This is a genomic window from Methylobacterium sp. ap11 (assembly GCF_900110515.1).
Taxonomy (GTDB): domain Bacteria; phylum Pseudomonadota; class Alphaproteobacteria; order Rhizobiales; family Beijerinckiaceae; genus Methylobacterium; species Methylobacterium ajmalii.
Genome location: NZ_FOEB01000046.1, coordinates 1 through 15,037, shown reverse-complemented (window position 1 = coordinate 15,037; position 15,037 = coordinate 1). Strand labels below are relative to the sequence as shown.

General features: G+C 54.2%; 13 protein-coding genes. 6 read left to right on the top strand and 7 right to left on the bottom strand.

Going from position 1 to position 15,037, the window contains the following annotated elements; all coding sequences use genetic code 11:
* Positions 1-753, top strand: a 753-nt coding sequence (locus BMX97_RS33265) for a hypothetical protein (protein ID WP_210187705.1), incomplete at its 5' end; no start/stop codon positions are given.
* Positions 750-1,055, top strand: coding sequence for a hypothetical protein (locus BMX97_RS31505; protein ID WP_091755041.1), 306 nt, complete (start codon positions 750-752; stop codon positions 1,053-1,055). The genes BMX97_RS33265 and BMX97_RS31505, both read left to right, overlap by 4 nt.
* Before the next feature lie 680 nt (positions 1,056-1,735).
* Here the strand turns inward: BMX97_RS31505 and BMX97_RS31500 are convergent.
* A complete protein-coding gene (locus BMX97_RS31500) occupies positions 1,736-2,230 on the bottom strand; it encodes a LexA family transcriptional regulator (RefSeq protein WP_091755040.1) in 495 nt (164 codons plus the stop codon).
* A 364-nt stretch (positions 2,231-2,594) separates the two neighbouring features.
* Between BMX97_RS31500 and BMX97_RS31495 the strand changes: the two genes are divergently transcribed.
* On the top strand, positions 2,595-3,461 hold the full coding sequence (locus tag BMX97_RS31495; protein ID WP_091755039.1) for a P-loop NTPase family protein: 867 nt from the start codon (positions 2,595-2,597) through the stop codon (positions 3,459-3,461).
* 832 nt (positions 3,462-4,293) lie between these two features.
* Positions 4,294-4,740, top strand: a complete 447-nt coding sequence (locus BMX97_RS32600) for a hypothetical protein (RefSeq protein ID WP_143074772.1) — start codon at positions 4,294-4,296, stop codon at positions 4,738-4,740.
* A gap of 71 nt (positions 4,741-4,811) precedes the next feature.
* On the opposite strand, the gene BMX97_RS31485 is transcribed toward BMX97_RS32600, so the two are convergent.
* Complete coding sequence (locus BMX97_RS31485) at positions 4,812-7,019, bottom strand: SF1B family DNA helicase RecD2 (protein WP_091755037.1); 2,208 nt, start codon at positions 7,017-7,019, stop codon at positions 4,812-4,814.
* A gap of 91 nt (positions 7,020-7,110) precedes the next feature.
* Positions 7,111-7,377, bottom strand: a complete 267-nt coding sequence (locus tag BMX97_RS32595; protein ID WP_143074771.1) for a hypothetical protein — start codon at positions 7,375-7,377, stop codon at positions 7,111-7,113.
* Positions 7,378-7,775: 398 nt separating this feature from the next.
* Here BMX97_RS32595 and BMX97_RS32590 point away from each other — a divergent pair, with 398 nt between their 5' ends.
* A complete protein-coding gene (locus BMX97_RS32590) occupies positions 7,776-8,039 on the top strand; it encodes a hypothetical protein (RefSeq protein ID WP_143074770.1) in 264 nt (87 codons plus the stop codon).
* 136 nt (positions 8,040-8,175) lie between these two features.
* Here the strand turns inward: BMX97_RS32590 and BMX97_RS32585 are convergent, their stop codons facing one another.
* The 3 genes from BMX97_RS32585 to BMX97_RS31475 all read right to left on the bottom strand — a co-directional run bounded on the left by BMX97_RS32585 (position 8,176) and on the right by BMX97_RS31475 (position 13,342).
* Positions 8,176-10,290 (bottom strand): hypothetical protein, encoded by a 2,115-nt coding sequence (locus BMX97_RS32585; RefSeq protein ID WP_143074769.1) that lies wholly within the window; start codon positions 10,288-10,290, stop codon positions 8,176-8,178.
* Between the two features lie 122 nt (positions 10,291-10,412).
* Positions 10,413-11,504: a metallophosphoesterase family protein gene (locus tag BMX97_RS31480; RefSeq protein WP_091755043.1), complete on the bottom strand. Its 1,092-nt coding sequence runs from the start codon at positions 11,502-11,504 to the stop codon at positions 10,413-10,415.
* Positions 11,505-12,715: 1,211 nt separating this feature from the next.
* Positions 12,716-13,342 (bottom strand): recombinase family protein, encoded by a 627-nt coding sequence (locus tag BMX97_RS31475; RefSeq protein WP_091755036.1) that lies wholly within the window; start codon positions 13,340-13,342, stop codon positions 12,716-12,718.
* A 479-nt stretch (positions 13,343-13,821) separates the two neighbouring features.
* On the opposite strand from BMX97_RS31475, the gene BMX97_RS32580 reads away from it, so the two are divergent.
* Entirely contained in the window at positions 13,822-14,877 is a 1,056-nt protein-coding gene (locus tag BMX97_RS32580; protein ID WP_143074768.1) for a hypothetical protein, read from the top strand.
* On the opposite strand, the gene BMX97_RS33260 is transcribed toward BMX97_RS32580, so the two are convergent.
* A partial coding sequence (locus BMX97_RS33260) for a hypothetical protein (RefSeq protein ID WP_177202415.1) occupies positions 14,852-15,037 on the bottom strand: 186 nt, incomplete at its 5' end. The two genes, BMX97_RS32580 and BMX97_RS33260, sit on opposite strands and share 26 nt — an antisense overlap.

The following is a 15,037-nucleotide window of genomic DNA, read 5'->3' as shown; positions in this document are numbered from 1 at the left end:
CTGCGCGTGGTGGTCTGGAACACCGCGTCCGCGACGGCGGAGAAGCCCCGCTGGCGCGCCTTCGTCCCGACAACCCACGCGATGAGCATGGACGTGCATAAGCTGATCTTGGAACAGATCGAGCGAGTGCTGAACCGGGCCGGCTATTGGGGCAAACGCCAGTTGGAGAAGCGCTCCGGGATCAAGCAACGGCGTGAGCACGGCTTCGACGAGTCGAAGTTCAACGCGGCCTCGCTGTTCTACCTGCCCTGCCAAGCCAAGGACCCGAAGGACAGCTTCTTCATCGATTACGGGGAGGATGACCCCAAGCGTGGTCCGCTCGACCTGCACGCCTGGATCGAGGACTGCATCCTCGACCTCCGGCCGAAGCTGGAGCCGGTGCCTGCTGGTCCCGCGGCTCCGGTGGCTTCGTCCGTCGCCGCCGAACCTGCGCGGGTCAGCGCGTCGCTCCAGGCTGTCCGCGACACGCTCCGGGCCGAGAAGGAGCAGACCACAGCCGGCCAGCGTGAGGAGTGGGTAACGGCAGCGATCACCACGTGGCAGGCGACCGCCTACGTGCCCGGCACCGGCCACAACGCCTTCTTCAAACTCGGAGCGGCTCTGAAGCACGCCGGCCTCGACGATGCCGAGATCAGGATGATGCTCTCCGAGCAGGCAGCTTATGCCCGCTCGCCCCGGGAGCGCCGCGCCGAGATCAAGGGCATCCTCAAAAGCCTGCGCCGATCCGGCACACTCAAGGGAGGTGCACGATGAGCGCTCACCTCTTCCCCTACGAGTTCGAGCACGTCCTGCCCGAGAACATGGTCTGCGAAGCGGCCACGCTGTTGCTCGACCGGTTCGTGGCCGATGGCGGTGAGCCGGAGGGGCGCGACTACCAGGACTTCACGGGGGATGCGGTGAAGACCTGGGCGGATGATCAGATCCTACGCGCCCAGGCAATTGGCTTACTACCCGCCGCGCCTCGCTGGAACCTAACCGCGAACGGCGACGCCCGAGTGATCTTCCCGCTTGGGTACGAGGCCGAAGCGGTGCTGTTCAGAACACTCGTTCTATGATCCCGAGAGGCGGCCTGAACCCCATCAAGGCCGCCGCTCAAATCGCGAGGAGGCTCGCTCCCTGATCCTGTTCGCACCAGAGCATTGGCTTCATCCGTCGAACTGAATGCAGAAGGCAGCGCTGTCATCCAGAAGCCGGGCAGACGCCGCTCCGGGCGAGCTACCCGGGATATCCTGCCCAGCGACGCCACTGTCGAGCGACTGCCGGAGTGCGCAGTGAGCCGGGCAGAATTCGACCGCTCCGCGTGATCGTAGCTCGCATGTCGCCGTCCATTCGGTGCTCCCACCGAATTTGGAGTGCCGCGTCACAGACGAAGGGGAAGCGGTATCGACAGGGGGTCACATCGTAGAGAAGTCCTGCGATCTCGACAACGCTATGCAGCACGTAGCCAGCCCCGTCATCCACCCAGCCGAGGATTGGCTTAGCGAGAAAGTCGAAGTGGCAGTAGCGGCGAACGTTGTGATGACAGAGATTCGGTTTCGCAGCGGCGAGATGAACGCTGCCGTAATGCAGAGGGGTCCGCGGCAGTCGATCGAGCACCGCAACTAACTCGCGCTCCCAGGCTTCGTACGGGGCTATATAACCAGCCATGTTCGCCGGCTTGATACCTCTGAGAAGACAAACCACCTCGAACTCGCTGGTGCCGGGCTGAAGCGGAGCACCGGAGTGTCGGGGGCGTCTAGACATCGTGCCCCCCTGCCTGAACGAACATAATCTTAAGCACCGTGTCCAACGTGTGAGGGTCGGGCAGGTCAGCTTCCTGAACCCCAAGTGCCCGGAGTATCTCGGTTAGACACTCGCGGCCCTTCGCAGTGAGCACGTAAGTGGACAGTCTGCGGCCTTGCAGCCAATCGTTGGTCTCGATGAGACCATACCCACTGTCACCAGACGTGCCCGACCGATCTGCCCTCGTTCGCCCCTTCGGGCTGAGCGTTGCGAGCAAGTGGCTGATACCCGAGAGGCTCGCCCCGAGAGCTTTCGCCATTTCTGTTTGGGTCGGCAAGTCGAACAGGCGACGATCCATCGTGCGCAACGCGATATAGTAGAACAGCAGGAACGCCCCCAGCGATGCCTTCGGCGCGTAACGCCGAAAGATGACACCGGCTTCGAAGCTGCGGCTGAGAAGCGCCTTGGCGGTGGGGCCGCCCGGCGGGTCGGCAGCGATCTCGGTCATAGGGCCCTCCTAGAGAGTGAACGATCACCCAAATACCCATAAACTTTACCCTTGTAAACATGTTGACCCATGGAATGGGGCGAGGTATCTGAGGGGCTAAGGCGATTAGCCGGCCGGCAAAACCCTAGACCCCTGTGAGCTACGCGCTCTCAGGCCGGTCGTAGGCGGCCTCTACGGAGGCCGCCGCCCCTCCCCCTCGACGGGACTACGGTTCGACAGAGGGGACCCTGGGAGATGCCTCACGAGGCTCTCCACAACCGAGGCAACAGCCTTGGTGATCGGTCACTCGACCGATCTTCTTCTGGTTTACCCACCGGGGTGAACCAGCGACGTGCGGGAGCGCTCCCAAAATCTAGGTGTAAAAATGATCCACTCCGCAGCAATTCAGATCGAGAAGCTCACCGACGACCAGTGGCGCGAGCGGATCAAAGCCAATAAAGTCTATCAGTCCATGCTGGCGGTGAACGAGATCGCGCGGCAGGTGGCCCAGGGCGCTAGAGCGTCGGCAATCGTCTCGGGCCCAACTGGCGTGGGGAAGACGTGGGCTTTCGAGCAAGCCTTTTCGCGCCGCGGTATCAAGTTTCAGGTGGCTAAGCCCGCGTCGGAGCCCGCGCTTATCGAACTGCTAGCCGCGAGTCCGCGCGGCGTGTTCTTGTTCGATGAATGCGATCACATGCTTACGAATATCGGCATGCTGAACACGCTCAAAAAGATCACGGACACGAAGCCCGGGGACAAAATTCTCGCCTATAACTGTCGCAGCGAGAAATTGGAGATACCTCAATTCAAATTCAAAGGCCGGCTGGTCATTTTGACCAATACGCCCATTAACTCGCGCAAAATCCTGAATGACAAGCGCATAGGGCATCACATTCGCGCGTTGAACGATCGCTGCGAACCATTTGATATGTCGTTCGATCACCGGGATGTGTGGGAGTATTCGTGTTACCTCGCCGTCTGCGAGAAGATGCTGCACGTGCAGGGGCACGATCGCGAAACAACTAATATCGCGTTGCGCTACTTCACAGAAACGATTTGGCGGCGCGATAGCGTGAGCCCGCGCGCCCTCGGGCAACTCGCGAAGCAGATTAAGCGCTCGCCCGACAAGTGGCGCTCCCTTGTCGGACCGATGCTGCTCGACAAACCGCACACGGCCGCGCCAGTCCCTGCGATCCCGCAGCTACCCGATCCGCGCCCGAGAGCGACCCTTGCCCTCAAGGGGGAAAGCTAGAACGAATTCGTTGCCGAGAAGGTCACATAGGCGACGCCATCTACTTACTTCGGCCACTATGGGGAGGCACAGCGCGCTGTCTCCCAAGAAAGCCGAACCAGCCATTGAATATTTGTTGGCACTTGTGATAATCACACGGAGCAGCCCTGACGTGCAGGATATCTGCACCACGCTGCTTCATCGGAAGCTTGCGTATGACATGCTCAGTCTGCGCGGTAAGCCTTTCCCCCGCGAATTCATAGAACAGCCCTAAGCAATAGCAGGCGCGCAGTTGAGCCCCAGGGATTGCCTCTGATCCGTGGGTCAATCCCGCTCGGCGTTTTGCTGCTGGATCGGCCGACTGTAGCGCGATCCCAAACGGACCGAAGTTGCCAATTCAAAATCACGTCGCGTGCAATCGGAACTTGGCGCAGGATTTTGAAAGAGGCCAATCTGTTCGAGGCTGAGAAGAGAAGAAGGCGTGCGTGGCCGCTGCAGAATTCGAGATCTTTGGCCGACGTACTGTGCGCTGGGGGCCGTCTCATTGCAAGACGGCGACAACTGCCTCACTCGCAACATCAAATCACGATTAGCGAAAACGAAGTATAGCAGACATAAATCTGCACCAACAGCAGTCTATCACTCGACGAAACCCTCACCAATCACGTTCACAAATTTCACGAACGCATCGAACTCTGGGGTGGCGATCAGATTTGTCGCTCGTAACATACGCTGGGCAAGGGATAGCTCAAACTCGTGCAATGAAATATTTTGACACAAGCACCCAGCTATTGCTACACATCAGTCATCGCCAAAAGACTGGCGAACAAATCATATTAGAAAGATATTTTTGATGAAGTCGTCTATCAAGAAGCTCAAGTTCGGTTTTGAAATACAATCGAACGGCGTTGTCAAGCCCGCTCACTTTCAGGAGCGAGATTTCACCCGCGCATACCTGCCCGTACCCGTTAAATGGGAAGGAGCGCCAGCCCAACTTGTGTTCTGGAACTACGCATCGCGTAAGACGCCGATTAATTCTACAGCTTCGCGACTGATCACGCACTCAGGCTTCGACATTCGCGGGCGGGCGGTGGTCATTACCGGGTCGGAGTCTTTGCACTGCCTTAAGTTCGATGGCCCGGAATGGGAGGCTAAGATGCGATCGGCGCACCTCGCCGAAGGCTTCAAAGACATGGTGCTGTACCGTCCGGGAGGCCGCCACCAGACGTACACGAACATCTTCAGCCGCGATCAAGACGACGCATTCCAGATTAAGATGGCGCTCTGGAGCGCGCGCTGAGCCAAATATAGGGAGTAGCCGCAGTTCGCAGCTACTCCCTGGATTTCTGGATAGTCGAGATGAGGGCCCTCTTATCGCGAACATGTTCGTGTAGCACTCAGCCACTCCCTTAGCTTCGTGTATCTTTGCTTCGAAGTTCCGCCGCGCACTGCCACTCCGATCGCCTTACGTTGCCCGATCAGCACGACCAACCGCTTGCCGCGCGTGACCCCCGTGTAGAGCAGATTGCGCGCCAGCATGGTCCAGTGCTGGGTGGTGATCGGGATCACCACCGCTGGGTACTCCGAACCTTGGCTCTTGTGGATCGTCGTTGCGTAGGCGGGCACCAGCGTGTCGAGTTCGCCGAACGGGTAAACTACCTCCCGGCCGTCGAACTCGACCACGAGTGCCCCTTCATCTTCGTCGATACGCAGCACAGAGCCGAGGTCGCCGTTGAACACCTCGCGGTCGTAGTCGTTCTGCGTCTCCATCACCCGGTCGCCCGGCGCGAACTTCCAGCCGAACCGCTCCACCATGGTAGGCGGGCTCGGGTTCAGCACGGCCTGGAGTTCGTGGTTGAGGTTGCGGGCACCGAGCACACCGCGGTTCATCGGCGTCAGTACCTGAATGTCGCGGACCGGGTTAAGACCGAACCGCTTCGGGATGCGGCGGGTCACCACCTCAATCAGCTTCGCCACACCCTCCTCGGGCTCGGTAATCTCGATCAGGTAGAAGTCGGCTTCGTCACCCGCTCTGGGCGGCTCGGGCATCTTTCCAGCATTGATCCGGTGAGCGTTCACCACGATCCGGCTCTCAGCCGCTTGCCGGAACACCTCGGTGAGCCGCGCCACCGTGATACGCCCGGAGCCAATCACATCGGCCAGCACCTGCCCTGGCCCAACCGAAGGCAACTGGTCAACATCGCCGACCAGCAGCAACCCTGAGCGCTCCGGGACGGCTTTGAGCAGCGCGTTCATGAGCGGCACGTCTACCATCGAGGTCTCATCGATCACCAGCAGGTCGCAATCGAGCGGGTTCTCTTCGTTGCGCGAGAAGCCGCCGTGCTTGGGGTCGATCTCCAGCAGCCGGTGGATGGTCCTCGCCTCCAACCCGGTCTGCTCTGTCATCCGCTTGGCCGCGCGGCCGGTTGGGGCGGCGAGCAGTACGCGCACACCCTTGGCGATCAAAATTCGTAGCACCGAGTCCAGCGTGCTCGTCTTGCCCACGCCGGGCCCACCCGTGATGACCGAGAGCTTCGAGGCGAGCATCAGGCGCACCGCTTCAGCCTGTGAAGGGGAGAGCACCTTGGCGGTCTTTTGCTCGACCCAGGGCCGCGCCTTGTCCAGATCGATCTCAGGCCAGGGTGGCTCGCCCGCTGCCCGCGCGATCAGGCGTTCGGCGATGCTACGCTCGGCCGCGTGCAGCCCCTTCAGGAACACGCACGCCTCGCCGCCGACTGTGTCGGCGATCACCTCCTCGCCCCGTAGAAGCTCTTCGGTGATCGCAGCCCGAATCAGGTCGGGTTCGACCTCCAGCAGCTTCTGAGCGAGCGCGGTGAGCCGCTCGACAGGCAGAGCGCAATGCCCCTCATCCATCGCGGTCTGGAGCGCAAAGGAGACCCCCGCCCGCAGCCGCGGTGGCGCGTTTTTCTCCATCCCGAGCTTCATCGCGATGGCGTCGGCGGTGCGGAAGCCGATACCGCGGATGTCACGCGCGAGCCGGTAGGGATCGTCGGTCATGACCTGAATGGCCTCGTGACCGTAGGTCTTGAAGATGCGCACCGCTCTAGCGGTGCCGACGCCGTGGGCGTGCAGGAAGATCATGATCTCCCGAACCGCCTTCTGCTCGGCCCAACCCGCGACGATTTTTGCAGCCCGCCACGGCCCGATGCCGGAGACCTCCTTCAGGCGTTCAGGTTCGGCCTCAATGATCTCGAAGGTGTTCTCGCCGAAAGCGGCTACGATGCGCTTCGCCATGGCGGGACCGATCCCGCGCATGTGACCCGAGGCGAGGTACTTCTCGATGCCCTCGGCTCCGGTGGGCGGCGTGGCCTTTAGAGTCTCTGCTTTGAATTGGAGGCCGTGTGTGCGGTCGGTGATCCAGATGCCAGTCGCGGTGATCCACTCGCCTGCGCCAATCGCCGGAGCGTGACCGATGACTGGAACAAGGTCGCGTTTACCCCGGGCCTGCACCTTGAGCACGCAGAAGCCGGTCTCGGGCGAATGGAACGTGACGCGCTCTACCGTGCCCGCAAGAGCCTCAACGGGGCTGCTCCTCTCGACCTGCTTGGGCCGGATCATCTCATTCGTCGTTCCCACCGGACCCATGATCTACCACGGATGCATTGGCAGGAACCGTCACGGTGTTCCTGCCGCAGATCGGCAGATAGGCTCAATTGCGGGGCCGCGCGACGACTGAGGGCGTTCGCTGACGCACCGCTGCGAACGGAGCATCAGTTAAAGATTTCATCGATGATGGTTGCCACAGCCTCACCCGTCCCGCAGCATCACGATAAGCGCAGCCGACACATAGAAGCCAGATACCGGCATCAATGTGCGTTTCGCGCACGATGAAACACTCGCCAAACGCGTTGATCATCTCAAGGAATTCAGCAAGGTCCGTTGCCAAAATTAATTTTGAAATATGGAACATATTCATATGACTGCCCTCCGGCCGAGGAGATCGGCAATTTGGATGTCGCGAACAATCCCTGCGTCGATCTCCCGAAGCTGTGCAGCAAGATCTTCGTGGACCAGGGTGGCGGCCTCTGCCAAACGCCGCCTAATGCGACCCACAACCTTAGGGCTAACCCTAGCAGCGGCTCCACCACGGCGATCGTAATCTCGAAGAAGATCGCCAGACTTTCCGCACCAGCGCATCGAGAACGATTTCCTCGACGATGTAAGCCCCAGATCGCGCAATCGTTCGAACGTGCGTATCAACTGATATCCGTACATGATAGTATTTATATTGCGAAGCGGGATTATAGGCGGGATAAATATCTTTGATACTAACGAAATTTATTCAATCTAATCAGCACGGTCCGGGGAAATGAGATGAAAGCTTCACAATTTATCGCGAAATATACCGATCCAGAGAAAATGACGGCGGCGTTTTTTTCGGAGCTTCAAGACGCTCTATCTCGACAGGGGGCGAACGGTAGCGCGGCTTTGCTCCAAGCATTGTACGGGAATGAGAGAGAGGATCTTGAGCTTGAGCAGCTTCGCATTGACCTACTCAAAACGCGCGCTGAAGTAGACGAGCTTCTAGCCTCGACGGCCAAAGATCGGGCTGACTTCCAAGCGAGCACATACAACTGAAGTTACAGATTGATGTAAAATTTTTCTGTTTGCCATTTTTGATGACATACCGGGACCGAGAGATCTCGGTCCCGGTGAACTGATAATTTTCATTCCAATTGTTGAAGGCGCACTTAGAGCCTCAATCTTTATATTTTTAGTTCTTACTATCGTCAAAAGGTTGGGGCAGCGCCTTGGGTCCCGGGCGACCCAATGTCTCTGCACGCATTTTGAAATAACCCATATCTTTGATGGATCTTCCATATGAGGTGAAAGAGATGTTGCCCATTAAGTCTTGTCCCTTATCGATGTAAGAGGTTTCTCGGCTTATTTTTCCTCTCAAGCGCCAGTTGATCGAACTATGTCGAAACAATCTGAGCAAATTCTCGTAATCGAGATTTTTTGCAAAATGCCTCCAAAGCATTTCGTGGCATCTATCAAATAGGTCACCCATCTGCTCGTTAAACAAGTATTGATACACCATTATTATGCTTTGCAATTCGATGATATTCATTTCTCCATGCTCATCAAGTGAGACATTTATAATTTTAACCAGCGCTCGAAGTCTTATGTAAAAGTTTTCCTGATCAGACGTACTTGCTAAAACAGGAGACAATATTGAAATTACGTCCTCAACAGACAAATCATCCATCTCCGCACGTCGAAGCGCTATTTCATTTGCTACTACAATTGCGCCGTGCCTTCGGCAATGTCTCTCCAAGGATCTAAGTCGCCGAGTACGTTCAGGTGAAGGTTCTTGCAAGCGCAGAAGTACACTCTTGGCATGCCACGCTCTGGGGCGCTTGCTATCTATAGCTATTAACTCGGCGCATTTTTCCATGACTTCTTTTTTCATATCGAGTTTATCATACGAAAATGCAAGACAAAGCAAAGCGTTTTGCTTAGTATCTTTATTCAAATGATCGAAATCAATACCGTTAATAATATCGATGGAACGAGAATGATCGCCGATCATTCTCAATCCCTCGGCATAGAGAACATTTATTTGGCTGATTTTAGACGACATTTCAGTCTGTGGCAAAATCTGCATAATATCTTCAAGCAGCGCAACCGCACCGCTATAATGATCGCCGCGCATCAAGGCTCTGCAATAAACCGAAGCAAGATTTACGACTGATGACAAATTTCTTTGGTCGCTATCTTCAATCATTTCTCGCACAAGTCTGAATATAATCGCATTTGCATTGATAATATCCGCGATCCCACAATGTGCGTTATCAAATCTATATTGTGCAGATGGCTTGAATATGCCATTAAACCATTCTGATCCAAAATATATTTCGGCCGCTCTACGGTTGAGTTTGTTAAATTCGTCATCAGTAATAATTTCCCGAATGCGTTCCCGCACTAGCCGTGGTACCAGCAGAGTTCTTGCTGCTTCCGATCCCACTTTCACGTCAACTAACTGTACAGTAGTATTTTCTATGAGCCCATATCGCAACAACAAGAGGGCCTGTTGATTGGAGAATAGTTTATTAAGAATAAATCTTCTAACTCTGACTAATTGCTCCCCTTTTGGAAACACTGCTAAAGATTTTAGTAATTCATATGCCTTTGTCATGGCTAGGTCATCGGACTTAGCGAAAAAATCTATAGTTTTAGACAAAGAATTTGTATCACTGCTCAAATAAACGGGATCGTAATCTGCCATAAGATCTGTGTTTGTGTTCACTAACTCTGAAAGTGGCACTACCTCTAATTCGCTGAGCGCTGTGTCAACACGAATGGGAAGTCCATCGGTGTGCCTATGGAGCGTTCTGATGCCCTGTTCCGAGCATACATCTGCAAATTTATCGCCGAATGAACGAACGTAACCGAGGAGATCGGCTTCATCGAACTCTTTAAGCGTGCAAGCACCAAAATTAGTGTTCGATGGAATTTTTCTCGATCTCAGAATGATTACAAGTTCTTCGCAATATTGAAGAGCTATTTCAACGATCTCCGCTATAGTCTGCTCTACCGAAGCATGGCCCCGGTCGAAATTACTGTGTGTCGCGATATCGTCGATGATCAGGCACGATGGTCCCAAATCTGATAAATGGTCACAAGTCTTTTCAAAACTAAGTCCGTGACGTTCAATAAAAGCTTTGGCGAACGATTGGCGATCACGATAATCAAAAGATTTGATACAATAAACATTGTTAAGCGGATAATTCATATCATGTAGTACGTCAGCGACGAATTGATCGCCTGCCAAACCCCAACCTTCTGCAATCCATATAACTCGGCTCTCAATTAGAACTCGCTTCACCTCTTGCGCTTCAAGTCTGCGGACATGTCTATGGTGTTCGGTTCTGCTCAGGTAGTATTTTAGTGCCCCGAGACTGGTCTTCTCAGGGACTTCGAGATGATAAACAACTGGCGCAACAAGTCTTACTTCACCGTCTTTTTTTTTAAATTAGGCATCACGCGAGTTGATAAAACGAAACTATTATCTTCCTCTAGTATATAGTTCGGGTCTGGGCCGAGATGGTGCATTCCGGCACCAGTCTTTCGTAGAAGTCTAGGCCACATTCTAAGCTCGCGCGACCCATTTTGTTGGGAGATACGGCCGACTGAATAGCCATTTAGTCTCCTATGATTTTGCCCCTCTACGTGTTCGAGGCCAAACAGCGACACGCCTTGCGTAACATTTCGTAATTGCGATCCAAACGAAGATGCAGACGACGTGCTGCTTTCGTGCATGTGTCCAAAGAAATGAAGATCAAATCTCCCGGCTGGATTGATGTCACTGTTCCATAGATCGACGCTATTGGTATGTAGCCAATTAGTTGGGTGATGGGTAACGATGAAATTTACATCATTCTGCGCACACCATTTTGCAGGGTCATTTTCGACTATTTTTTGAAATTGTCGCGGCTCAATGGATAATTTTCCTTCGTAATTACCCCCTCCAAGCTGGAGCCACGTGGAATTCAAGCATACGACACCGACCTTGATTTCTGAGATAGAAATCCGGTAGGCTTTGTCGCCGGGCAAAAGACCACCGGATGACGATGGAAGCGGGATTGGAAATTTATGGCTCGCGCGCGACGACCAATCAGAATAATTTAGAAACGCCTTATTCACAAAGTCCAGATATTCGTATTTTCCGGAAAAAAAATCTTGCCTTACTTGTGGAAAATCCCACCATTTGTCTAAAAGAAGCGATTTTGGATCTGTGTTGTTTGGCCGTTCGAGATCATGGTTTCCGGGTATGTGGATTAACTGTGGATTAGAGCCGATTTGCTTGAACTTAGCCCATATTTCTCCAAGCACCTCATCTAATCTATCAAACTCAAACTTTGTGCCGCTTTGAACTAGATCGCCAGAAAAAATAACAAAATCTAGTTTGGCAATTTTCGAAGCAATGCGTTCAAAATCTTCAAAGAGATAACGTTTATATTCGGGCCACAGCCAATTTTGATCATGCATGCCAACGTGCAAGTCTGTGAAATGTAACCAGTGCATGTCGAAATCTGACATAAAGTCATCTCACACACAATCGCCCATGGCGAACTGAACCGACTGCTAACATATAGCGTTGTGCAACCGCTGCAAGCGTATTGTGCGCATTAAGCGTGCAGTCGTCCGCCCCAGGTCTATCTAGTGAATGCGTGGGGACCGCTCCAAAAAAAATGCGGACGTATGCCGTCGGGAAGCTTGATGCGGTCTCAACCGTGAGCGAGACCAGTTCGCCCGCCTGCCTGTTAGCGATGAACTAGCTCGCTGCATTCGTCGCCATCCACAGTTGCCGTGCTTGGCGACCGTTCAGGGACACCGGTAAGGTCCGCATTTTTACTGAGCGAATAAATTGACGAGAGTGCCGTCCGGGTCGCGAGCAGTAGCGAGCGGTTGTCCCACGGCATCGTCGTCGGCGACTGCACCAGCGCCAAACCGATGTAGACGCGAGGCGGACGTATTGCGCGTCTACATGGGCGACCCGCAATTCGATGATCGCGGTGCGGTTGGAAGCTCCCCTGCGTGTACTCCCGATCGCCAGCGTTGCAACTGTCATGTTCGACTTGGCGAAATCAGCCGTGATCCGCGACTACGGCATGCCGCCGCTAATGCTCAGCACTGCCGAGTTGGAGGCGGCGGTACTGGGCGCGCAGTGGGTCGCAGACCGCGGCGATCCAGGGCTAGCGAACGTGGCTCGCGATCTGCTCGCCAACATCGCTCACGTCGTCCGTGACCATCTGCACTCGATTATCATCACTCTGGGCGTCGGCGCTGCTCCCGCCGCAACACGTCGGTCGATGGCTTCAGCATGGCGCGGCTGCGTACCGCGATCCGCGCGGGGTGCAAGGTGTGCATCCGCTACCGCGATAAGGCTGGCCGCGCGAGCGCGTCATCTAACCGATGATCGTCGGCTACGCTGATACCATCCGCCTGCTTGCCGCGCGGTGTGAACTTCGACAAGCCTCCCGTCACTTCCACACCGGCCACATAGAGGCCGCGCTATTCGTAGATAACCGTTTGGAACTACACCCCGGCCATCTAAGGTGGGATTGAAAGCGCCACTTAGAGGCCAAGCGCGGCGTGCGGCTACCCTGTATAGCTGGTCGCTGATTGTGACGTGGGACATTCAGAACGGTAAGGCTGGGTTGGAAGCTCAACATCCGTTTGCGGTTAAAGGGCAAAATCTGCTCCTCCAATCTTTACAGGGCTGAGGGAGCAACCTGCCAGTTCGGCACCTACGCAGGCACTGACATTTTAGCACGAGCCGCGATCTTTGCTACGGTGGCTCGGCTGCACCCAGTTGCGTCCTGAACCCGCGTCCATGACATTCCGCGAGCGAGCATGTCGGCAATCGTGGCATTCCTCTTGGTATCCTCAGGCCGGCCTTTGTAGCGGCCTTCCGCCTTTGCCTGGGCCTGTCCTTGCTGCTGCCTTCGGCGGCGATCCTCGTAGTCCTTGCGGCTCACAGCGGCGAGGACATCCAGCATCATGCTGTTGACCGCCTCAAACATGCGAACCGTGAAGGCGTCCGTGCTGGTCGCCACCATCGTCCATGAGGTGGGCAAGTCCAGAGCGACCACGCGGACGCTGCGAGCACCTATCTCAGCCTTGAGCTTCTCCCAATCCTGAGCGGTGAGACGGGAGAGCCGATCCACCTGCTCAACTAGCAGCACGTCGCCCGGGTGAGCGTCACGTAGGAGCCGGAATAGCTCGGGACGGGCGAGCTTCGATCCACTCTCGTTCTCCACATACCAACTCGCGACGTGCAGCCCACGCTCGGCCGCGAACGCTTCAAGCGACACCCTGGCGCGCTGCGCGTCCTGTTCGGAGGTGGAAGCCCGGAGGTAGGCACGGACGAACATCAGAAGGCCCAGCGGTTCATTTGAGATGGTTCACATCATGCCAGTCTGTTTTAAATGGTCAATATGATTTTGTAGACCGGCTTATGTGCTGGTGCAGGATGGGCATACCCAAACGGAACCGTCTCGTAGTTGATAGATAGCAATAATATGCTGCTTATATGCCAAAATAATTCGGATCAATTATTTTCCGATGATATGAAAAAGGCTTCCGGTGCGGTAAAGGGCGTATAAACTCAATGATAATGATCGAACTATTATATCTTTATATTTCACTATAATCAAAAATTACTCTATTAGTATAAATCTGGAAAGTTTTGAAAACGTATTGATTTTGATTGCTATGATGGCAAATAATTCAGATGAAACTGATATTTTTCGAACTAGCTCAGTCCTCAGTTTGCAATTTTTTTCCGGCCATGGTTCACTGAAAGCGACCAGTCATACCTCCTGCTACGTTTAATGCGCGAGTGGACGATCAAATGAGAAATCGTGTCAAATTTTTCGCCCTGGTAGCTTTATTGGCATCAGTTTCGACCGGGCCAGCATCAGCCAACGACAAATGTTCAGACATTCTTACTGACGGAACAATGATGAATGTTAGCAATAAATCCAACAATTTTTATAAAATGCTTAAGCTGTACGCATTTAGTCGGCAATCCGACGAAGAGATCAAAAAAGATCGAAGATTTGACGCCAATATTCCCCTTGGTGAGTCTATAGTAGGCATTGGGGCTACTTCTAATGATCAGAAAAGAAAAAAAGAAGAAATTGATCAGAAGTTCTACACAAGCATAACATCTTCGCAGATGCTGGATCTGGCACTTACATCTGGCGACCCAGTAATAATCGATGCGTGGTCCAAGTGTATGTCAAAGAAAGGCGGTCTTTCTCTACGTTTCATTGTGAACAATAGTAAATCCGTCACAGCTATCGTTGAATGGTTTATTCCTGTCGGAACAAGTCAATCATACGTCACAATTTCGCAAAATGCTAGAATACCTCCAGAGGTAGATCTCGAAAATTCCGACCTGACTTGTTTTGAAAAAGGAAAGACTATTCGCGCAGGCGCTGCATGTAAGTCCAACATCAGATTGAAAGATGCAGCTTCGCCTATAAATTTAGTATTAAAAGCAGAATACAATTCGGATCCTGTAGAGGATGCGGATGCATACCTACCTCCGCGGCTGCGAGAAGTTGTCTCTAGAAAACAATTCGATTTCTCTTCCAGTTCTCAGTGTGCTGAGTTCAAGAAGGCAAACATCTGGGTCAAGAAGGGAACAATCAATAAACAATTTAGCTGCATGATCGATCAAGAAATGTTCCCAGGCTGGAGTTTCGACCTAAAAAGCTTCGAAGTCATTCCTGAGACAATCGGCGTCGCCGGAAAAGACAGCGCTTGTAACGTTCACGACCAGCGAGGATCGGTCTACGAGCTAAATTATTCTATCGGCGCATATAGTGCGGTGGATGGAACGCAATCATGTGGAGCGACTGCCAAGGTGGAAATCATTAAAAATGATTGGATCCCTTTTTGATCGCCGGTTGAATATGCAGAGGGTCGGCGTCATTGTTCTCTATCTGCGCCAAGGTCAGCGCGTGGACGTCCATGCTCATCGCGTGGGTTGTCGGGACGAAGGCGCGCCAGCGGGGCTTCTCCGCCGTCGCGGACGCGGTGTTCCAGACCACCACGCGCAG